We start from the raw sequence: 18,706 nt of genomic DNA on the forward strand, positions 1-18,706 counted from the left end.
TCGTCCCGAATCCTGTATTGTCGTTCCATGAACGACGTCCTGCTTGCCCGCGCTGAGCGCGCGATCGAAGCAAGCCGCGCCCTCCGGGCGCAGCGCAGAGCGGTCGCGGACCAGCTTGATCACGCCACGCGCCAGGTGCGCCGGGTGGTGATGGAAAGCGCGATGTTGCGCTCGGAGCTCAAGGCCCTCCGCGACGACCGGGAAGGACAGGATCTCCGGCACCGCGCGCCGTCGGAATAGGAGCCGACGACACTAAACGTCTAGCTGCGCCGGGATGGGTGCCTCGCTCAGCGCCGCTTCGCTGCTTTGGATCGCCTGTTGTAAGGCGAGCGGTTGACGGGCTTGAGCGAAATGCCTTCGCGCTGCGCCTTGCTGCGAATGGCCGCGACCGGACGCTGCAGCTTGATGCTCATGACGCCCGTGGGCGTGTTTCCTTTTGCGAGCTGCTTCAGCTTGCTCACGTCCGCAGGTGTCCATCGTTCGCGCGCCCGCCGCTTGTACGCGGGGTTTGCCTTGCGCGGGCCCTTGCGGCCGATCGGTGAACCCGGTTGTTTCCATGCTGCTTTCACCATGATGATCCTCCTTCAAGTCCCTCATCAATAAGCGAATCAGCATTTCGGTTCCGGCGCACTCGAGGCAGTGCCGGCGCGCGAAGGGAATGCGCGCATCCGTCGCTGCTCGGCCGTTTCGTTTCGCACCAGCAAAATCACGCACCGTTAACTTATTGAAATGCCGGAACCTGCGGTTGCGGCCGAAGCTGCCAACACTGCCGGGCTGGGCCGCCCCAACCGGCACGAAACTCTGGCCCCGGCGCCGACCTCCCGCCGGGGCCAATTCCTCCCATCCCAATCCTTCCATCTGAAGGGCTTTGTGAAAGTACAATGACCGCGAAACGCAACCGCAGGAAACAGACCCAATCGCTCCAGGAGCGGTTGGCGGCATTCGCCCAAACCGCTCGCGAGCGTGCGCGCAGCCTGCCGCCCGGCAAGGAGCGCGACATGCTGCTTCAGCGCGCCAAGCAGAACGAGGTGACCTCGAACCTGACGGACTGGCTGAGCGAACCTGTCTACCCGAGACGGGGAGGGTGACGATGCGGAGCATCAAGCACTACCGCGCGTTCCAGATCGATCCGGACGGGCATGTGTTTGGATGCATCAACCTGGTCTGCGACGATGATGAGCAGGCCAAGCGCGAGGCCGCATCGCTCGTGCTGGTGCACCGCATCGAACTGTGGCGGCTGGACCAGCGCATCGCGCAGTTCGATGTGCCGCCGGAAGTTGTCCGCCAGTAGGGCGACGAGAGGAGAGCGAGAAGGAACCGCGCGCTGCGCCCCGGGTTGGTCGAACTGTACCGACCTCGCGAGGAGCCAGCATGACGGAAGCCGACATTCGCAAGGGGATGCCGCCCGTCAAGCTCTCGCGCGAGGCCTTCGAGCGCCGCTACAGGAGCCGGTTCGTCGATCCCGCCTTTGCACCGCTCCAGCGCGAGCTCGACGCCATCGTCGGCGCGGCCTGGGACGCCTACAGCGATTCACGCAAGGCCCCGCTGACGCGAAAGGCGGGCGCGGGATTCTCCGATCCCGATTACGACATCGCCATCGACTGGCTCGATGCGCGCGCGAAGATCCTGGCGGCGCAGCGACGCCATGACGATGCGGACGAGACGCCGCGCATCCTCATCATCAACGGCTCGGCCCGCAGCGAGCACACCTGTCCCGGCGAGATGTCCAAGACCTGGCGTCTGGTCGAACTCGCCGAGCCGGTCTTTGCCGAGCTTGGGTTTGCCGTCGACATCCTGGACCTGTCGCGCCTGGCCTCGGAGTTCGGCAAGACGATCCATCCCTGCAAATCCTGCGTCGGAACCGCGATGCCGCTCTGCCACTGGCCGTGCAGCTGCTATCCAAACTATTCGCTGGGGCAGACCGACGACTGGATGAACGATATCTATCCGCTGTGGGTCGCGGCCCACGGCATCCTGATCGTGACGCCGGTGAACTGGTATCACGTACCCGCCGGACTGAAGGCGATGATGGACCGCATGGTCTGCGCCGACGGCGGCAATCCCGATCCGACCTCGACCCACGGCAAGAAGGCGGCCGAGGCGAAGGCGCTGGAGCTGAAGGGCTGGCCTTATCCGCGCCATCTCGCCGGCCGTCATTTCGGCCTCGTCGTTCACGGCGATGCGGTCGGTGCCGAGGGCGTGCGCCGGGCCTTGTCGGATTGGTTGACCGATATGCAGTTGATCTCGGCGGGCCGCTTCGCCGAGCTCGATGGCTATGTCGGCTACATGGAGCCATACGCCACCTCGCACCGCGACCTCGATGACGACAGGGCATTCCAGACGGAGGTGCAGAACGTCGCGCGCGCACTCGGCAACGCGGTCCGCCTGGCGCGGAGCGGACAGCTTCGCGAGCCCGGTGCGGGCCTGTCGGATCCAAACCCCAAATGATGGCGAATGATCAGCCGTATGATTGCCTGATCGTCGGCGGCGGCCCGGCCGGGCTGATGGCTGCGATCTACCTCGCGCGATTTCGGCGCCGCGTCTGTGTCGTGGACGCAGGCGCGAGCCGGGCGGCGCTGATCCCGCGCAGTCACAATGTGCCGGGCTTCGTCCACGGCCTCTCCGGCACTGACCTGCTCGCGCGCATGTCCGCGCAACTGGGCGAGCTCGCGGTCACGCGCGTTGATGCCGAGGTCACCAGCTTGCGACGACACGATCACGGTTTTCAGGCGATCTGGAACGGCGGCGCGCATACGGCCGCCACCGTCATCCTTGCCTGCGGCATCGTCGACGCCCATCCGCCGTTCGACGAATGGCGCGCGGCCGTCGCGGACGGGCTGTTGCGCTACTGTCCCGTTTGCGACGCCTTCGAGGCGATCGACCGTCGCATCGGCATCGTCGGTCCGCTTCACCGCGCCGCCGGCAAGGCGCTCTTCATGCGCGGCTACTCGCGCGACGTGACGCTGCTGGCAACGGGCGAGGATGACGGGAAGCCCGCGGCAGCGGAGCTCAATGAAGCCGGTGTCGAGATCGTCGTCGCGCCCGGCCTGCGCCTGAGGCGGCGAGACGACGGCGTTGAAGCCGTCTTCGCCGATGGCCGGACGGCGCAATTCGAGATGGTTTACCCGGTGATGGGTGCGGAAGTGCGCTCGCATCTCGCGATGACGCTTGGGGCCGAACACACCGCAGACGGCCATCTGAAAGTCGACGACCATCAGCGCAGCTCGGTCGACGGGCTCTACGGCATCGGCGACGTCGTCACCGACCTGCACCAGATATCGGTCGCGTTCGGCCACGCCGCGCTCGCCGCCTGCACGATCCACAACAGCCTGCCGCGGCGGCTGGCATGAGGAACGGGGTATCGGACATTGGCAACAGAATCATCCTCGAAGACCGCGGTCTATGCGGCGCTCTTCGGCAATGTCCTGGTCGCGGTCACGAAGATCGGCGCCGCCGCGTGGACGGGAAGTTCGGCCATGACGAGCGAAGCGGTGCATTCGCTCGTCGATACGACCAATGAGATCCTGCTGCTCTACGGCTACCGGCGCGCGAGCCGCTCGCCCGACGAATCCCATCCGCTCGGCTATGGGCGCGAGCTGTATTTCTGGAGCTTCATCGTTGCGCTGCTGATCTTCGCCCTGGGCGCCGGTGTCTCGCTGTATCAGGGCATTCTGCATGTCGCCGCACCCGAGCCGATCGAAAGTCCGATCGTCAGCTTCGTGGTGCTCGGGCTGTCGTTCCTGTTTGAAGGCGGTTCCTGGCTGGTTGCCCTGCGGCGCTTCAGCTCCGACGGCCAGCGGTTCGGGTATTACCAGGCTTTCGTTCGCAGCAAGGATCCTCCGGCATTCATGGTGCTGCTCGAGGACAGCGCGGCGCTGGTCGGCATCGCCATTGCCGCGGCGGCCACTGCCGCGGCCGTATGGCTGCGCCAGCCGGTCTGGGACGGGATCGGTTCGATCATGATCGGGATATTGCTGGCGATCGTGTCGATCGGTCTCGCGCGCGAGAGCAAGAGCCTGCTGATCGGCGAGCCCGCCGATCCGGAACTTGCGCGATCGGTCCTCGACATCGCAAGGCGGTCGCCCGGCGTGCTCAGGGCCAACGGCCTGCTGACGGTGCAGCTGTCGCCGGCCGAAATCGTTGCGGCCCTCAGCATCGAATTTGCGGACGACAAGCGCGCCGACGATATCGAGCGATGCGTCGTTTCGATCGAGACCGAGATACGCAAACGCCATCCAAGCGTGGCCGCCTTGTTCATCAAGCCGCAGACCGATGCTCGCTACCGGGCGGTGCGCGCCAGGCGTTACGGCTAGCTTTGCGAGGTTCCCTGGACGTCACAATCGGCACGACGGCAGGAACGATCACAACATCCCCCTGGTTGACCGGTGCAGGGGGCGAGCAATGGAGACACCGGATGGCTCAATCCGAAGACATGACGCGCTGCATCGCGCTCTGCATGAGCTGCTATCAGACCTGCCTCGGCACCGCGATGAACCATTGCCTCGAGACCGGCGGCAAGCACGTCGAGCCCAAGCATTTCCGCCTGATGATGGCGTGCGCCGAAATGTGCCGGACGGCGGCGCATTTCATGCTGATCAATACGCCGCATCACCGGCACACATGCGGCGAATGCGCCGAAATTTGCAGCGAATGCGCCGAGGATTGCGAACGGGTCGGCGGCATGGACGAGTGCGTCGCCATGTGCCGCTCCTGCGCGCAATCCTGCCGTGCGATGGCGGCCTGAGGACAAGCCCATGCTGGAAGAGAAACTCACGGAAGCCATCGTCGAGGAGCTGAAGCGGCAGGCGGCGAACCGGCCGCAATCGCTGAAGGTCGAACGGGCGCACGACGCGAAAGCCTCGGAGGAGCTGATCGTCAACGGCAAGATCGACTTGGCCGCGCTGGTCATGGTGATCGCCGGATCGGTCGCCGGCGGGCCTTAGGTCCGGCCGTCAACGGCGCCCTCAGCCATATTCCTCGCCGATGCCGTATTCCCGGTAGATCTCCAGCGGATCGAGGTCGGGAAAAAGCCGGCATTTGGCCTGGGCGAGATGCAGGGTCACCGCCGCCGGCTCCTTGCCGTTCGCGAGCATCTTGCGGATGTCGTCCATATGCGCGCTCGGCTGGTGCTTGGTGTCGAGCTGCTCCAGCGCGACCAGCGCAGTCGCCAGCGCCTCGGTCAGAACCCAGTCGTCGTGGCCGGTGATTCCCTTCTTCGGCATCGGCAGACCCCACATGTGGCGACCCCAGTCTATCGGGACTTCCGCCAAATCTCCAAGGAGCCGTTGCAGCCAACAGGCGCGCGGACGGCTCGACGGCCGGGGCTCCGGCTTGCATTATGGCCGGGCGTGGCTAAAAGGCGGCATCGCCGGGGCAATAGTATCTTTGTTGAAACAAAGTTGGCGTAGACGGGGCTGCATGGCATTCAGGCCGGCTGTTCCGGTCTGGGCTCCTGATCCCCGCATTTGCAACACGGTCGGTTGCGCCACCCTTCAAGGCTTAAGCCCGCATGGTCTTTTTAAGCTTCGTCTATCGCTTCGTGACCAACTTCGCATTCATGGCGATGGTCTATTTCAGCCTGAATTTCATGGAGAAGTACCAGAACCGGGCGATTATCGCGATCCTGGTGCTGGTCTATACCGGCATGCGCGCAGCTTCGACGCTGCGGGCGTTCTACTTTTACCAGAAGATCGAGAAGCTGGAAGCCGAGACCAAGCGCCTTCAGGCTCCGCTCAATGACGGCACTGGCGGAACGAGTGTGCGCAAGCAGGTCGTGGTTGACGTCGCCCGGCTGCGGCGCGACGGCGAGGTCAAGTCCTATATGGACCTGTTCTTCCTGGCGCTGATCGTATTGCTCTGCGTCGCCAACATCATGCGACAGTAAGCTCTACTGCGCGCGCTTCTTCAGGCTTGCCACACGGGTCGGGCGCGGCGCTGTGCTCTTGGGCGCGGCGCTCTTGGGGGCAGTGCTCTTGGCTGCAGTGCCCTCGGTCTCTGCGGCGTGGTTCGGTGTGCCATGAGCAGCGCGCGCGGTGCGGCGAGCGTGCCACTTGCCGGCTTTGACCTTGGCCGCAGGAGGCGTCTCGGCCGCCATTGCCAGGCGCGTCGCGGCGCGCCGCGACAAGGTCGTCGACAGCAGCACCTCGACCGAGCCTTCCGGGATCGCAAAGAGATCGCGGCCAGGCGCGGGCAGGGTGGCCGCGACATTGGCGAGCGCCATGGTCTTGCGCGGCAGCAGCGGTTGGTGCGCGGCCTGTGCGTTGAGGTCGGCCAGCGAGGGTGCCGGAAGCGTCTTGGTCTGCGCGAACACGAAGTTCGGCACGGCCGGCCAGCGCGCGATCGGTGTGGTCTCGGTCGGCGGATGCAGCAGCCATTCCACCGGCGTTGTCGGCGTCGCCAGCTGCTCGGCGGTCGCGGGCACCACGTGCACGATGCGATAGCCGCGCGCCTTGAGGTCGCGGATGATCTTCGGCAGCGCCGCCACCGTGCGGGCCTGGATGTCGTGCAGCAGCAGGATGCCCTTGCCCTTGGCCTCAAGCCGCTGGATTGCGAGCTGATAGACGCGATCGGGCGACACATGGCGCCAGTCGTCCGCCGGGAAATCGGCGCTCCAGACCTGGATGCCGCGCGAGATCAGAACGTTCTCGACGCCGTCGGCGCGCATCAGGCCGGGAATGCGGAAGAACGGCGCGAGCTTGGACGGATCGGTCATTGCGGCCGATGTCCACTCGATGCCGCCATTGATCTGCGCCTCGGCCTTGTCGAGCGGCATCCGGTCCATTGTGAGCGGATGCGTCATGCTGTGGGTGCCGACGGTATGGCCCGCTGCGACCAGCTTGCGCACGCCTTCCGGGTTCGCCTTGGCCTGTTCGCCAATGATGAAGAAGGTCGCCTTGATGCACTCGTCGGCGAGGATCTGCAGCACCTGGTTGGAATATTTCGGCAACGGACCGTCGTCGAAGGTCAGGACGACTTCATGGTCCTTCAGCGGCAGCGTCTCGCGGTACTGCATGGTGCCGATGCGGGGATGCTCGTGCGGATCGACCACGAGCGTGCGGGAGGTCCCGAGCGCGTCCGGATGGCCGGGGCAGTCGGCCGCAATGGCCGGCGAGCCGATGGTCAGGACACCAAGGAATCCGCCAAGAAAGCTGCCAAGGCAAAGGACGATCCACGATCGCGTCCGAGCAACAACGCTACTTCCGATCATGAACCCGGTCTGCCCTCTTACGCGATTGCCGCCATAGTAGGTCGGAGACATCAGCAAACGGTTCAGGCGCAAGAACCCCGACCCAGAACCCTGCCGCGACAAGTCCCCTTGATACTTGCATGGCGTAGCATGAACGGACTGTTAATAGGGCCCAAATCACCCCATTTTGCACCGGCGTGACATTCCGGCATCAATGCGCGTCGGCACTCTTCTGTGATGCACCCGCCGGCACGACGTGAACCACCCGATAGCGGTTCTCCCTCAGATACCGCAGGAAGGCCGGCATGATCGCAGCCGTACGCGCCTTGGGATCGTGGAACAGGATGATACCCTTGCCGGCGGCGGCGAGCCGCTCGGTGACGAGCTTCATTTCCTGCTCCGGCGTCATCTCGTTCCAGTCGCTGGCCCACAGGTCGGCCCCGAACACCACGATGCCGCGGGACTGGAGCAGGTCAAGCTCGGCTGGCGTCGCCTCGAAATAGGGGAAGCGGAAGAACGGGGTCGCGGGCGTCGTTGTCGAGGTGCCGTGCAGAGCCAGCTCGACGGCCGCGATGCCGCGGTCGATTTCGCTCTTCGCTTTGTCGAACGGAATGCGCGCCATGAACGGGTGCGAGAAGGTGTGGTGACCGATGCTGTGGCCCTCGCGCGCGATGCGCTTGACCATGTCAGGGTGTTCGGAGGCGTGCAGGCCGATCAGGAAGAAGGTCGCGCGCACGCATTCCTGCGCCAGTGCCACCAATACCTTCGACGTCGTCGGCGGATGCGGCCCGTCGTCGAAGGTCAGCACGACCTCGTGATCGGCAAGCTCCAGCGTCTGCGGAAAGCTCTTCAGGCCCACGCGCGGCGCGGTCTTGGCGTCGACGCTCAGAATGCGGGAGGTGCCGAGCGCGTCCTTGCGCGGGCACTCGGCGGCTTCACTCGAGGCGATGCCGGTGAGGGCGGCGAGGGCTGCGCCTGCCGACATCGAGGTCCACCTCAGTCGAAGCATCTTTGTCATTGCGCTCAGAGTTGCCTTGTGGGTATTGCCTGAACCGTCAGCTCAGACCACTCGTTCCAACCTGTCGAACGGCGAGGCGCGCCATGGATGAACATCTGGACGGTGCCGCATCTGCCGCGGAATCGGTACTCGACCACGTGCCGATGCGCAATGAAGACGGCGAAATTCGTCACGAATTCGTCGCGGAAATTACCCATGCGATCGAGGCCGGCGACAGCGCCGCGCTGCGCGCCTGCGTTGCCGAGCTGCACGAGGCCGATCTCGGCGATCTCATTGGGGCTCTCGAGCCCGACGATCGGGTCCGCCTGGTTGAGCTGACGGGGCGCGATTTCGACTTCTCCGCGCTGAACGAGCTCGACGAGGGCGTGCGCGAGGAGATCCTCGAGGAACTGCCGCCGCAGACGGTCGCGGAAGGTGTGCGCGAGCTCGAATCCGATGACGCGGTCGAGCTGCTGGAAACGCTCGATCAGGCCGATCAGGAGGAGATCCTCGAGAAGCTGCCGCTCAAGGAGCGCGTCGTGCTCGAGCGCAGCCTGCTTTATCCGGAGAACTCCGCCGGCCGCCGGATGCAGACCGAGTTCATCGCCGTGCCGCAGGATTTCACCGTGGGGCAGGCGATCGACTACATGCGCGAGACGCCGGATCTGCCAGACCGCTTCTACGAGATCTACGTCGTCGACAAGGAGCAGCACTGGCAGGGCGCGGTCTCGCTCGACGTGCTGCTGCGCGCCCGCCGCCCGGTGGCGCTTGCCGAACTGACCGACGAGGATCGCCGCCGCGTCTGCGTCCTGGAGGACCAGGAGGAGGTGGCGCGCATGTTCGGCAAGTACAATCTCGTCGCAGCCCCGGTGCTCGACACCCAGGACCGCCTCGTCGGCGTCATCACCGTCGACGACGTCGTCGACGTCATCGAGGAAGAGGCGGACGAGGACCTCAAGGCGCTCGGCGGCGTCAACAGCGACGAAGAGCTGTCCGACACCGTGTTCACCATTGCACGCGCGCGGTTCAACTGGCTGCTGGTCAATCTCGCCACCGCCTTTCTGGCGTCGTCCGTGCTCGGCCTGTTCGAGGGGCAGCTCGAGAAGATGGTGGCGCTCGCCGTGCTGGCGCCGATCGTCGCAAGCCAGGGCGGCAATGCCGCGACCCAGACCATGACGGTCGCGGTGCGGGCGCTGGCGACGCGCGAGCTCGGCTCCTCCAATGCCTGGCGCGTGGTGGTGCGCGAGGGCCTGGTCGGCCTCGTCAACGGTCTCGCCTTTGCCGTGATCACGGGCGTCGCTGCGGTGGCCTGGTTCAGGATCCCGGGCCTCGGCCTGGTCATCGGGCTCGCCATCATCGTGAACCTCTTCGCCGGCGCACTCGGAGGCATCCTGATCCCGATGGCGCTCGAACGTGTCAGGGCCGATCCGGCCGTGGCCTCCGGCACGTTCGTGACAACGGTCACTGACGTCGTCGGCTTCTTCTCCTTCCTCGGCATCGCGACGTTGTGGTTCGGGTTGAGGTAGGGCTACACGCACTCTCGTCTCCCCGGCGCGCTGCAACGCCCTTGGCGTTGCTGCGCAACCGGGACCCAGAAGCGGCACAGTATTGCAGCGACATGGGCCCCGGCTCTGCAGCGCACCGCTGAAGAAGCGCTGCGCTGCGTCCGGGGCACGAGACCGTATACGCAGCCATCATCTTTAATCCGAACTTAAGCGAGCTGCCGCATCATCGCCTTGCTTGGGGGAATGAGCATGCGTGTGCGGTTGAAGGCGGACGGACGGATTGTCGAGTTGCGGGATGGGCGGGAGTTTCCGGTCCAGCCGTTTCCAATCCAGCCCGTACCTAACGCAGCGCCGCCCGACACCAGCTCGCTCGCCGTGCGCGATTTGCGCCGCCGTGCCTGCCTGACCCAGATGGAGTTCGCGGCCAAGCTCGGCGTTCCCGTCGAGACCATCCGCAATTGGGAGCAGGGCAAGCGGGCCCCGCGGGGACCCGCCCGCGCGCTGCTCGCTGTGATCGCGCATGCGCCTGACACCGTATTCCAGGCGCTTGCCAAAGCCTGAGCTCGAGGCCTGACCTCAAGGCCTGACGTCAAGGCCTGACGTCAAGGCCTGGCACGAACCTCCCGTTAGCATTGCGCGCAAGATCCGACCCGGCGGCCGGTGTCGCCCGTTGGCAGTGTTGCCAGCCGGGTTCATAATGACGCCTGGATCATGATTTGGGGCGACCGCGACAGAGAGGATTCCTCATGCTGTTCGTCGAGACCAATGGCGCAAGGATACCGGCGATCGGGCTGGGGACCTGGGAGCTGAGCGGGCGCATGTGCACCCGTGTGGTCGAGCAGGCGCTGCGGCTCGGCTATCGCCACATCGATACCGCACAGGTCTACGAGAATGAGCGCGAGGTCGGCGACGGCTTGCGCGCCTCCGGCGTGCGCCGCGACGACATCTTCCTGACGACCAAGGTCTGGACCAATCATTTCGCGCCCCACGATCTCGAGCGCTCGGTCAAGGAGAGCCTGGCGCGCATGCGACTTCCCTCCGTCGATCTCCTGCTGCTGCACTGGCCCAATTCGCACGTGCCGCTGGAGGAGACGCTGGGCGCGCTGTCGCATGCCAAGCGCATGGGCCTGACCCGCCACATCGGCGTTTCCAATTTCACCGTGGCGCTGATCGAGCAGGCGGTGGCGTTGTCGCCGGAGCCGCTGGCCTGCAACCAGGTCGAATACCACCCTTATCTCGACCAGGCGAAGGTGAGGGCGGCCTGCGATCAGCACGGGCTCGCGCTGGTCGCCTACAGCCCGATCGCCAAGGGGCGGATCAAGACCGACCGGACGCTCGCCGAGATCGGGCGTCTGCATCACAAGACGCCGGCGCAGGTCTGCCTGCGCTGGCTGGTGCAACAGAATGTCGCTGCGATCCCGCGCACCTCGCGCGTCGAACGCCTGTCGGAAAACATCGAGATCTTCGATTTCGAGCTTTCGGACGACGAGATGGCCCAGATCGCCGCGCTGGCCAGTCCCAGGGGCCGCCTGACCGATTTCGCCTTCGCGCCAAAATGGGATTGAGAGGGGCCTGCCGTATGCTAGGACCAGCTTGGCAACCTGAAGTCAGGCGATGGAACTGCGGAAGATCATACGGACGGACATTGCAGCGTCGGCGATCGCCCATCTGACGCTGGTCGCGCTGATCATCGTGATCAGCGAAGTCCATCCGTTTCACGCCAGCCCGCCCGAATCGGTTTCCGTCAGCATCGTGACGCCGGAGCAGGTGAAGCAGGAGGAGGCCAAAGCCGAGGAGAAGACCGGGGAAAAACTCAAGGCGAAGCCGCCGGAGCCGACCCCTGACCTGAAACTGCCGAAGTTCGATTTGAACGATAAGGACAAGGCGGCGGCCGCGCCGAAGCCCGAGGCGAAGCAGCAGGCTGCGGCACAGTCCTCGAAGCAGCAGGCCTCGCCTGAACCGCCGCAGCAGAAACAGCCGCAGCCACAGCCTTCACAGACGCCGCAGCAGCGCGAGGCAAATGCGCAGCCGCAACCGCAGCCTCCACAGCCACAGCCTCAGCCATCGCAGTCGCCGCCGCCTCAGGCGACGCCGCAGCCCCCGGCGCCACAGCTACTGCCACAAGCGATGCAGCACCCGGAGGCCGCGCCGCCGCCGTCCTATCAGGCGCCGGAGCCCGACGTCACTGTCAAATACGGCGTCATGCTGGGCCTGCCGCCGGAATTGCCGACGGAGCTGCCGAAAGACGCCCCCAAAGACGATGGCGGCGATGCCAAGGATTCAATCGCGGCGAAGCTGCCGGTCGAAATCATCGCCGAGCTGCGTCGTCATTTGCGAAGCTGCGCCAAGCTGCCGGCTGGGGTCGCGCCGACCGACAACGTCAACATCAAGCTGCGCACCGTGCTCGCGACCGACGGCACGCTGGCGCGCGAGCCGATCCTGATCGAAGCCCCGCCGTCCGCAAAGGGCGTCGCGCTCGTGAAGTCCGCCATGAGCGCGCTTCAGGCCTGCCAGCCCTACAAGATGTTGCCGGCCGACAAATACGGGGAATGGAAGGTGATGGACCTGCCGTTCAGCCCGCGGGATTTCGGCGGCTAAACTCTCGCTTGGGCTACGGCCTTGCTTTGTCGCTCTGCTGTCAATCCATCTTCGCAAATATATTCCACTTTACCGAAATTCGGACACGGCGTATGTGTTGGCCATCCCGGCTCATCCTTGAGGGGCGATCTTGTGGTCGTCATGTTCGCGAGCCGGCTTGCGGTGGACGCGGCAGCGTTCGGGTGCGAGAGGCCAAGGGCAGGGCGGATTGCTCTCTGTGAGCCCAAAGCTTCGTGCCGACGAGCGGCGCTGCAAAGCTTCGTCACGGCGCCGCCTGTCAAACCGCCACAGACGAGACGCCGGCAGCGAATACAACCTCAGCCTGAGTCGGGCGGCGAAATTGAAGCGCAGCCGCCGCGCGTGCACGGCGATTGCCGCGTCGGCGGGAGCATCAAAATGCAAAGATAATCAATGCCACCAGCAAGACGTTGAACATGCCCAACGTGAGTACGGCGATATCGAAAACGCGGATCAAGCTGATCATGGTGTCCTCCGATACACGCCAACCGGGTGCTATGATGCCTCCGCTACGACCGGGTGTCTATGCAGTTTGTGCCTGCTCGGCGACCATCGCCACAATGTCGGCCAACCGCGTTGGGTCCAGAACGCCGTGTGTGGGAGCGCGGGCGCGCTTGGGAAAAGTGGTGAAAATTCCGCCTTCGTCAACTCGCGCGGCATTGTTGACCGATGCGCTGTTGAGTTGCAACCATTTATCTCAAACCTCACTCGCCCTGTGGAGACAGGCGAGACCGTCGAAACTATCGTAGTTACCGTCGGGCATCGTGCTACCGACCAAGGCAGCTCTACCTGGCCGCTGAAGCTGCCCTCTGCTTGTTCTCTGTCCAACTCTGCTCGCCGCAGTCGCACTTGAGCGACGGATAAGCCGAGATCGCCGCTAATCCTTACAAGCCAGCCGGAGCACACGCTGGGGACACCACCATCTCGACCCAACACCTTGTGCACCGCGCGCTAGTGCCCACGATCTCGCAAGCTGGGTCGGCCGACACAATGTCGCGGCAGCACTTCGGGCACGTATATCCCGCGGTGTTTGGTGCGAAGTCATACTCCGGACCAACATAGGCGCAGATCATGTGGTGGAATACCGGAAACAAGATCAGAGCGGATGAGCCGCAAGCCGGGCAATTCGTTTGAGTCCCTTCGATCTGCATGCTGCACCTCGCTTCCTCTCACAGCTCGTCGAGCCCGAATAGTTTCACCAGCATGGAAGCGATCCGCGCGCTGAGTTGTGTGTAGTGCATGTGAACGTCGACGGCCGAGTTCAGCGCCGGGGGATGCGCGCCTGGGCTGAACTGAATTCGCGCGATTTGCGAGGCGGTACGCTCGCGCGCCGCCGATGAGCCCGCTCCGGGGTACACGTCTGACACCGGCAGAATTTCCACGATCTCGCCCAGAATTCGCCGGTTGCCGAACAGGACAAAGACTTCGTTGCCGACTTTCGGGTCGGACAGGCGTTCGTTGGGAACGTACCAGTCGACGAAGACATCGGTGGGGTCGAGAATTTGTGCGATCGGAGTGCCCGCCCGCGAATCTCTCGACGCGGCGCGCTCACATCTGCAGCTTGCTGAGGAAGCTGTCCAACTTATCGCAACCTCATCGGCCGCGAGCCTGAATTACCGCATTGACAATAAGTAGCGACGATTTCATCGTGCTGCGGAGACCGCACCCTTCCGATTTCTTCGCCGGCCTTGACCGATCCACCTCTCACCACGGTGATGCTGTTGATCTGCACGATGTAGGGCAGTGAAACCAAATATCTTGGCGAGGACACGCTGCCCGGGCCGCCGAGATAGAGAATTGGCCTCCCGAAATAGACGACAAAGAATGCGAGTATGCCGAATACGATTGTCGCATAGGCGGCGCGGACGGTCCGTCCGGCCGCGCGCCGACGGCTCTCGATAGGATCGGGAATATGCGGATCGAGTCGCGTCAGGGCCACCGTCATTTGGCCACCTCTTTTGTCCGATCTCCGAATAGTGCACGGCGAACGCGCGGTGGCACGAAATCATCGTTCCGCGACGAGGCAAAGATGATTTCCGAAGAGTAGGAAAAAACCGCGCGCACTTCAGATAGACGCCCTGGTACAAGGGAAAGATCAGCGCCATCTTCCAGCCAAAGTTTCCGACGGATCGTTGGAATAGGGCGAACACAAGTGCCATATTGAATACCGAGATCCAGAGCAGCAGCAGGTAGATCGCCGAGAGAAACAACACGGCATCCGGGCCGAACAACAGCACAATGTAGGCCAAGTAGAACGGCAGGCTGAGCGTCGGAACGAGATCGAAGACGATGAAGTCCAGCCTTTGGATCGTGTCCGGTAAACGCTCTAGCGGATGGCGAAAACTCAGCTCGCCATACATCATGAAACGGATGCGCAGAGCATCGCGATCCCAGCGCGCGCGCTGGCGCAACAGACTGATGCCGCTTGCGGGGCCGGCTGTTTCCGCCCAGGCGTCGGACACGAACCGAATGACATAGCCGAGCCTGCGGAGCCGTAACGTGTACTCCATATCTTCGCCAGGGCCGACGTCGAGCCCGCCTTGCTGCGTGAAGATATCCCGCCGATACATGGAACAGGCGCCGGACAGACACGCGATCGCATCCACCACGTCGAGGATCGACCGCCCCGCAGTGATCGACATCAGGTATTCGACGCTTTGAAGTCCTGTCCATATCGAATCGCGCTCATTGCTGATCGCGATGTTGCAACTTGCGCCGGCGACGAGCGGATCGCCGAACGCAGCCGCGAGGCGCTCAACCGCGTTCGGTTCGAAGACAGTGTCGGCATCTACGGTCAGAAGAAGATCGCCGCGGGCAAACCGTGCTGCAGCGTTGATGGCAGCGCTGCGGCCGCAGCGGGTCCCATGGCAGATGACCATATCAACTAGCCCCTGCGCTCTCGCCCGCTCCGCGACCGCGCGTGTTTGGTCGGTGGAGCCGTCGTCGACGACGATGATTTCGACAGGTCGCAGGGTTTGCCGGCGCAGCGAGCTGATCGAAGGAGCAAGCCCGGAGCCGCCGTTGAAGGTCGGGATAATCACGCTTACCGTCACCTCGCAAACCGTCCCACTGGCGCTTCGCCGCTTCGAGCTGAACAGAGCAAGAGACACCAGCGATAAGGTGTAGCGGGGTATGTCGAATATCAGCAGCGAGAAGGCGAGCAGAAACAAACTCGTTCCGGCGAGCACTTCTACCATTTCGGACATGCCGGCCACCTCCGCTGCGAAAGGACCATTCCGAGCATCCGACCAAACAAGGCGCGCAAGGCAATTATCAGATGGGAAAATGAAGACCATCGCGTTGATGGTCGAGTGGTAAATTGCGTAAACATTTGCTTTGTGTGTCTGCGCTATTCACCTCCAGCATCGGCTTGGCCAATTGACGATGGAAGCGTGCTCTCGAGTTTTGATTTTGTTGGCCTGCTGGCATCAGCATTGCGGTTTCATGCTGTTGCCGGGTCGATAAATCCGACAAGGTGACCGGTCCGGCCAACCTTTCAGGCGCAAGACGGCCTCAGTCTGGAGGGCTGAGGCCGGGGGCCGTTGATGTACCGTTGGGGTCGGTACTCTTCTATTTTAATCATGGCGAGACCACTTTGCGGTATTGTCCTGAAGGACAAGCAATCAGCACGTTGTTCCTCTCACACATCTGCGGACCGCCCGACGGGTATGACGGACCGTCGTCCGTGCTACGCACACGCCGTTGATACGTGTCCTACCGACGCCGCAGGCAGCAGCAACTTCCGTAACGAGGCTTTCGGGCTGTGCAATCGGGGCAGGTGTCATCGCCTGAGCCGATACTGCGAAGCAGAAGGCGAATGTGGCAATTCCGAGCGACTTGATCATATCGAGCTCCCTGGAAGCGCCCAACCGCCCGGCCGGCGCGGCGGAGCGATGACGCGACTCTCTCAAGTTGATGCCCGCGTCTGTAAGAGAATTGAGATAGATCAAAGCGACTTTAGGGAGTTCCATGCGGCAATCGCTGCACATAGCAGATCGAGACGCCGGCTTAGGACTATGACCGCAGACTTCCCTGTGCCTCTTGGGACAAGAGGGTGAAGTGGCCAGACTCGGGCAAAATGCGCCGCGAAGGTGCGAAGCTATAGTCGCAATTCAAGATGCGAGCTGGAAAAGTGGCGCTGCCGCCTCATGCTCCGTCATTGCGAGCGCAGCGAAGCAATCCAGTCTGCCGCCGCGGGGGGATTCTGGATTGCTTCGCTGCGCTCGCAATGACGATGTGGAGAGAGGGTGCGCCACATTCGCTCTTGTGGACGCACCGCTACTCAGCGGTGCACTGCAGAGCCGCAACACGAGCGCGTCAGGGACCGCGCCGCGTCTCCTCGCCATTCACCACCTCCGGCGCCATCGCTTCCCACGCGCTCGAGGCGAACTGCCGCCGCCAAGTCACGATCACCACGGTTGCCGTGGTCACGAACAACACCCAGGGGCTGACGAACCAGCCGAGATAGCCGAGTGCGAAGAAGAAGGCGCGCTGGCCGCGGTTGAAATGGCGGCCGGCGGATTCGAACAGGCGCGAGGTGCGGATCACATGAGCTTCGGCCTCCGGCGTGTCACGCTGCGCGGCTGCCGGCATGCCGCCGAACAGGATCGCGACATAGTTGAACAGGCGGTACGACCAGGCGAATTTGAAGAAGGCATAGACGCAGATCAGGACGAGGCCGACGCATTTCAGCTCCCACATCGCCGGCGAGGTACTGAGATCGATCGGCAGCTTGCTCAAGATCGTGATCGCGTCGTTGGTCGCGTGCAGCAGCGCCAGCGCGCCGCCGAGCGCGATCAGGCTGGTGGAGGCGAAGAAGGCGGTGCCGTTCTGCAACGAGGCCATGATCTGCATGTCGACCATGCGCGCGTCGCGGTCGAGTAGCCGGCGCACCCACACCTCGCGGTAGCGGTTCATGCGCGCCGACAGGCTGTCGCGGCCATAGGCCGATTGCTCCAGCGTCAGGGCGTAGACCAGCCATTCGATGATGAAGAAGCCGACGGCTGTGATGTCGACCCAATGCCTGCTCATGTCAGTCTCCCGGAGAGGATCGCAACGCTTGCCACGCATGGCGAGGTGCAGCAACGATTGATTGGCGGCAGGCGATGGCGTTAAAAGCGGCTCGCTTCAAGGCGTATCGAGAAGGACTGATGACATGGCTGCGCTGAAACTCGCAATCGGCAACAAGAATTACTCGTCATGGTCGATGCGGCCCTGGCTCGCGCTCCGCGCCAACGACATTCCGTTCGTGGAGACCCTCATCCCGCTCTACACCGACAATCCCGCGGACAAGGAGCAGATCATCTCGTTCAGCCGCGCCGGCAAGGTGCCGGTGCTGGTCGATGGCGACATCACGGTGTGGGATTCGCTCAGCATCATCGAATACATCGCCGAGCGCTATCCGGAAGTGAAGCTGTGGCCGGACGAGGCCGCCGCGCGCGCCCATGCCCGTTCGGTGTGCGCCGAGATGCATTCCGGCTTCATGGCCCTTCGCAACGAATGCGGCATGAACCTGCACCGTCCGGTGCGCCCCGTGACGCTGTCGGCGGACGCCGAGGCCAATATCGCGCGCGTGCAGGAGATCTGGCGCGAATGTCGGGCCCGGTATGGCGCCAATGGACCGTTCCTGTTCGGGCGCTTCGGCGCAGCGGATGCGATGTATGCCCCGGTCGTGCACCGCTTTCGCACCTACGCGATTGAGGTCACGCCGGAGACCAAGGCCTACATGGACACGATGCTGGCGCTTCCGGCGTTCCAGGAATGGACCCGGGACGCGCTCGCCGAAACGCTTGTCATCGAAAAGTTCGAGAACGTGTAATCTGCGGTGATCGGCCTCGCTCGACGTCGAGCAAGCCGGCGGCGCTCCATGCTAGGATGGTCGGCAGGGAGAGGGACCTCACGGCCCAGGAACCGCCCAAGATGGTGGATCACGCCAGCCCCGACGGCCGTTTGCCCCATACCCCCGGAAGAACCGGTTCCAGCGGTATCGTCGGCTGACGGCATCACTCTGAAATAACTGCAAAATTCGCACGTTTGCCATGTCGCATACTGCTGGCCAAAAACGCTCGTCGCATGCTATACAGCGGCCGGGTTTCCGGCCGGCCGACGCAGTGGGACCATGGGCGTGGCAGGCGTTGTTTGAGTGATGGAGAGGGTGTTGAAGCACAAATTCCCTATTGGCGCGCGCGTATTGTTCACCGCCAGCAATGTCGCACGCCCCGCTGCCAGCGGTTCGTATGAGGTCATCCGCCTCCTGCCGACCGATGGTGACGACTGTCAGTACCGGATCAAGAGCTCGACCGAAGCCTTCGAACGTGTCGCCAAGGAAAGCCAGCTCGCGCTGTCCTGAAGGCCGACGCTATCCGCGCATTGGCGCGTCCCCGGGAATTTGTATTCTGCCGC

The 18,706-nt window shown here is 63.7% G+C and carries 23 protein-coding genes and 1 pseudogene; 15 read left to right on the forward strand and 9 right to left on the reverse strand.

Translation table 11 applies throughout. From position 1 onward, the window contains the following. The first annotated feature begins 27 nt into the window (after positions 1–27). The gene (locus IVB36_RS22255) at positions 28–240 is read left to right on the forward strand and encodes a hypothetical protein (protein ID WP_018455210.1); all 213 of its coding nucleotides are present in this window, start codon (positions 28–30) and stop codon (positions 238–240) included. A 47-nt stretch (positions 241–287) separates the two neighbouring features. On the opposite strand, the gene IVB36_RS22260 is transcribed toward IVB36_RS22255, so the two are convergent. Continuing rightward, entirely contained in the window at positions 288–572 is a 285-nt protein-coding gene (locus IVB36_RS22260) for a hypothetical protein (RefSeq protein WP_018455209.1), read from the reverse strand. Between the two features lie 309 nt (positions 573–881). Between IVB36_RS22260 and IVB36_RS22265 the strand changes: the two genes are divergently transcribed. The 7 genes from IVB36_RS22265 to IVB36_RS22295 all read left to right on the forward strand — a co-directional run bounded on the left by IVB36_RS22265 (position 882) and on the right by IVB36_RS22295 (position 4,943). After that, a complete protein-coding gene (locus IVB36_RS22265) occupies positions 882–1,088 on the forward strand; it encodes a hypothetical protein (protein ID WP_018455208.1) in 207 nt (68 codons plus the stop codon). Between the two features lie 2 nt (positions 1,089–1,090). After that, positions 1,091–1,291: a hypothetical protein gene (locus tag IVB36_RS22270; protein ID WP_026232903.1), complete on the forward strand. Its 201-nt coding sequence runs from the start codon at positions 1,091–1,093 to the stop codon at positions 1,289–1,291. An 80-nt stretch (positions 1,292–1,371) separates the two neighbouring features. Beyond that, entirely contained in the window at positions 1,372–2,448 is a 1,077-nt protein-coding gene (locus IVB36_RS22275) for a flavodoxin family protein (protein WP_018455206.1), read from the forward strand. After that, complete coding sequence (locus IVB36_RS22280; RefSeq protein WP_247336174.1) at positions 2,445–3,350, forward strand: NAD(P)/FAD-dependent oxidoreductase; 906 nt, start codon at positions 2,445–2,447, stop codon at positions 3,348–3,350. The genes IVB36_RS22275 and IVB36_RS22280 overlap by 4 nt, the downstream gene beginning before the upstream one ends. Before the next feature lie 18 nt (positions 3,351–3,368). Then, positions 3,369–4,313, forward strand: a complete 945-nt coding sequence (locus tag IVB36_RS22285; RefSeq protein WP_018455204.1) for a cation diffusion facilitator family transporter — start codon at positions 3,369–3,371, stop codon at positions 4,311–4,313. Positions 4,314–4,414: 101 nt separating this feature from the next. Next, the gene (locus IVB36_RS22290; RefSeq protein WP_007611368.1) at positions 4,415–4,744 is read left to right on the forward strand and encodes a four-helix bundle copper-binding protein; all 330 of its coding nucleotides are present in this window, start codon (positions 4,415–4,417) and stop codon (positions 4,742–4,744) included. A gap of 10 nt (positions 4,745–4,754) precedes the next feature. Beyond that, positions 4,755–4,943, forward strand: a complete 189-nt coding sequence (locus IVB36_RS22295; RefSeq protein ID WP_018455203.1) for a hypothetical protein — start codon at positions 4,755–4,757, stop codon at positions 4,941–4,943. A gap of 21 nt (positions 4,944–4,964) precedes the next feature. Here the strand turns inward: IVB36_RS22295 and IVB36_RS22300 are convergent, their stop codons facing one another. Then, positions 4,965–5,222, reverse strand: a complete 258-nt coding sequence (locus IVB36_RS22300; protein WP_240543306.1) for a hypothetical protein — start codon at positions 5,220–5,222, stop codon at positions 4,965–4,967. Positions 5,223–5,509: 287 nt separating this feature from the next. Here IVB36_RS22300 and IVB36_RS22305 point away from each other — a divergent pair, with 287 nt between their 5' ends. Then, positions 5,510–5,884 (forward strand): hypothetical protein, encoded by a 375-nt coding sequence (locus tag IVB36_RS22305; protein ID WP_018455201.1) that lies wholly within the window; start codon positions 5,510–5,512, stop codon positions 5,882–5,884. Positions 5,885–5,887: 3 nt separating this feature from the next. On the opposite strand, the gene IVB36_RS22310 is transcribed toward IVB36_RS22305, so the two are convergent. Further along, the gene (locus IVB36_RS22310) at positions 5,888–7,207 is read right to left on the reverse strand and encodes a polysaccharide deacetylase family protein (RefSeq protein WP_247392995.1); all 1,320 of its coding nucleotides are present in this window, start codon (positions 7,205–7,207) and stop codon (positions 5,888–5,890) included. A 190-nt stretch (positions 7,208–7,397) separates the two neighbouring features. Next, positions 7,398–8,171 (reverse strand): polysaccharide deacetylase family protein, encoded by a 774-nt coding sequence (locus IVB36_RS22315; RefSeq protein WP_162496377.1) that lies wholly within the window; start codon positions 8,169–8,171, stop codon positions 7,398–7,400. A 116-nt stretch (positions 8,172–8,287) separates the two neighbouring features. Between IVB36_RS22315 and mgtE the strand changes: the two genes are divergently transcribed. From mgtE to IVB36_RS22335, 4 genes are all read left to right on the forward strand, one after another. After that, positions 8,288–9,709 (forward strand): magnesium transporter, encoded by a 1,422-nt coding sequence (gene mgtE, locus IVB36_RS22320; RefSeq protein ID WP_247392985.1) that lies wholly within the window; start codon positions 8,288–8,290, stop codon positions 9,707–9,709. Positions 9,710–9,931: 222 nt separating this feature from the next. Further along, on the forward strand, positions 9,932–10,249 hold the full coding sequence (locus IVB36_RS22325) for a helix-turn-helix domain-containing protein (protein WP_085351361.1): 318 nt from the start codon (positions 9,932–9,934) through the stop codon (positions 10,247–10,249). A 185-nt stretch (positions 10,250–10,434) separates the two neighbouring features. Beyond that, a complete protein-coding gene (locus IVB36_RS22330; RefSeq protein ID WP_018455196.1) occupies positions 10,435–11,253 on the forward strand; it encodes an aldo/keto reductase in 819 nt (272 codons plus the stop codon). A gap of 49 nt (positions 11,254–11,302) precedes the next feature. Then, entirely contained in the window at positions 11,303–12,286 is a 984-nt protein-coding gene (locus IVB36_RS22335) for a hypothetical protein (RefSeq protein WP_085384444.1), read from the forward strand. A gap of 541 nt (positions 12,287–12,827) precedes the next feature. Here the strand turns inward: IVB36_RS22335 and IVB36_RS22340 are convergent. The 5 genes and pseudogenes from IVB36_RS22340 to IVB36_RS22355 form a co-directional block, all read right to left on the reverse strand. Then, positions 12,828–12,992 carry a hypothetical protein gene (locus tag IVB36_RS22340; protein WP_247336178.1) on the reverse strand — a complete coding sequence of 55 codons (165 nt, stop codon included), beginning with the start codon at positions 12,990–12,992 and terminating at the stop codon, positions 12,828–12,830. A 481-nt stretch (positions 12,993–13,473) separates the two neighbouring features. Next, positions 13,474–13,686, reverse strand: a complete 213-nt coding sequence (locus IVB36_RS22345) for a hypothetical protein (RefSeq protein WP_085395607.1) — start codon at positions 13,684–13,686, stop codon at positions 13,474–13,476. Positions 13,687–13,722: 36 nt separating this feature from the next. Then, positions 13,723–13,890, reverse strand: a pseudogene (locus IVB36_RS40525) (hypothetical protein); the annotation flags it as partial. A gap of 57 nt (positions 13,891–13,947) precedes the next feature. Beyond that, positions 13,948–15,510, reverse strand: coding sequence for a glycosyltransferase family 2 protein (locus tag IVB36_RS22350; protein ID WP_247392986.1), 1,563 nt, complete (start codon positions 15,508–15,510; stop codon positions 13,948–13,950). Between the two features lie 1,111 nt (positions 15,511–16,621). Beyond that, positions 16,622–17,335: a DUF599 domain-containing protein gene (locus IVB36_RS22355; RefSeq protein WP_018455192.1), complete on the reverse strand. Its 714-nt coding sequence runs from the start codon at positions 17,333–17,335 to the stop codon at positions 16,622–16,624. 124 nt (positions 17,336–17,459) lie between these two features. Between IVB36_RS22355 and IVB36_RS22360 the strand changes: the two genes are divergently transcribed. Further along, a complete protein-coding gene (locus tag IVB36_RS22360; RefSeq protein ID WP_018455191.1) occupies positions 17,460–18,122 on the forward strand; it encodes a glutathione S-transferase family protein in 663 nt (220 codons plus the stop codon). A 327-nt stretch (positions 18,123–18,449) separates the two neighbouring features. Continuing rightward, positions 18,450–18,653 (forward strand): hypothetical protein, encoded by a 204-nt coding sequence (locus IVB36_RS22365; protein ID WP_007611353.1) that lies wholly within the window; start codon positions 18,450–18,452, stop codon positions 18,651–18,653. Positions 18,654–18,706: the final 53 nt, after the last annotated feature.

This window comes from Bradyrhizobium sp. 35, from assembly GCF_023073215.1.
GTDB classification, from domain to species: Bacteria; Pseudomonadota; Alphaproteobacteria; order Rhizobiales; family Xanthobacteraceae; genus Bradyrhizobium; species Bradyrhizobium canariense_D.

Bases quoted from the DNA above. Each gene is read 5' to 3' on its own strand.
- IVB36_RS22265 (WP_018455208.1), top strand. From the start codon at position 882: ATGACCGCGAAACGCAACCGCAGGAAACAGACCCAATCGCTCCAGGAG.
- IVB36_RS22300 (WP_240543306.1), bottom strand. From the start codon at position 5,222: ATGCCGAAGAAGGGAATCACCGGCCACGACGACTGGGTTCTGACCGAG.
- IVB36_RS22270 (WP_026232903.1), top strand. From the start codon at position 1,091: ATGCGGAGCATCAAGCACTACCGCGCGTTCCAGATCGATCCGGACGGG.
- IVB36_RS22295 (WP_018455203.1), top strand. From the start codon at position 4,755: ATGCTGGAAGAGAAACTCACGGAAGCCATCGTCGAGGAGCTGAAGCGG.
- IVB36_RS22355 (WP_018455192.1), bottom strand. From the start codon at position 17,335: ATGAGCAGGCATTGGGTCGACATCACAGCCGTCGGCTTCTTCATCATC.
- IVB36_RS22325 (WP_085351361.1), top strand. From the start codon at position 9,932: ATGAGCATGCGTGTGCGGTTGAAGGCGGACGGACGGATTGTCGAGTTG.
- IVB36_RS22290 (WP_007611368.1), top strand. From the start codon at position 4,415: ATGGCTCAATCCGAAGACATGACGCGCTGCATCGCGCTCTGCATGAGC.
- IVB36_RS22350 (WP_247392986.1), bottom strand. From the start codon at position 15,510: ATGTCCGAAATGGTAGAAGTGCTCGCCGGAACGAGTTTGTTTCTGCTC.
- IVB36_RS22365 (WP_007611353.1), top strand. From the start codon at position 18,450: ATGGAGAGGGTGTTGAAGCACAAATTCCCTATTGGCGCGCGCGTATTG.
- IVB36_RS22330 (WP_018455196.1), top strand. From the start codon at position 10,435: ATGCTGTTCGTCGAGACCAATGGCGCAAGGATACCGGCGATCGGGCTG.
- IVB36_RS22335 (WP_085384444.1), top strand. From the start codon at position 11,303: ATGGAACTGCGGAAGATCATACGGACGGACATTGCAGCGTCGGCGATC.
- IVB36_RS22360 (WP_018455191.1), top strand. From the start codon at position 17,460: ATGGCTGCGCTGAAACTCGCAATCGGCAACAAGAATTACTCGTCATGG.
- IVB36_RS22255 (WP_018455210.1), top strand. From the start codon at position 28: ATGAACGACGTCCTGCTTGCCCGCGCTGAGCGCGCGATCGAAGCAAGC.
- IVB36_RS22315 (WP_162496377.1), bottom strand. From the start codon at position 8,171: ATGTCGGCAGGCGCAGCCCTCGCCGCCCTCACCGGCATCGCCTCGAGT.
- IVB36_RS22275 (WP_018455206.1), top strand. From the start codon at position 1,372: ATGACGGAAGCCGACATTCGCAAGGGGATGCCGCCCGTCAAGCTCTCG.
- IVB36_RS22260 (WP_018455209.1), bottom strand. From the start codon at position 572: ATGGTGAAAGCAGCATGGAAACAACCGGGTTCACCGATCGGCCGCAAG.
- IVB36_RS22310 (WP_247392995.1), bottom strand. From the start codon at position 7,207: ATGATCGGAAGTAGCGTTGTTGCTCGGACGCGATCGTGGATCGTCCTT.
- IVB36_RS22280 (WP_247336174.1), top strand. From the start codon at position 2,445: ATGATGGCGAATGATCAGCCGTATGATTGCCTGATCGTCGGCGGCGGC.
- mgtE (WP_247392985.1), top strand. From the start codon at position 8,288: ATGGATGAACATCTGGACGGTGCCGCATCTGCCGCGGAATCGGTACTC.
- IVB36_RS22305 (WP_018455201.1), top strand. From the start codon at position 5,510: ATGGTCTTTTTAAGCTTCGTCTATCGCTTCGTGACCAACTTCGCATTC.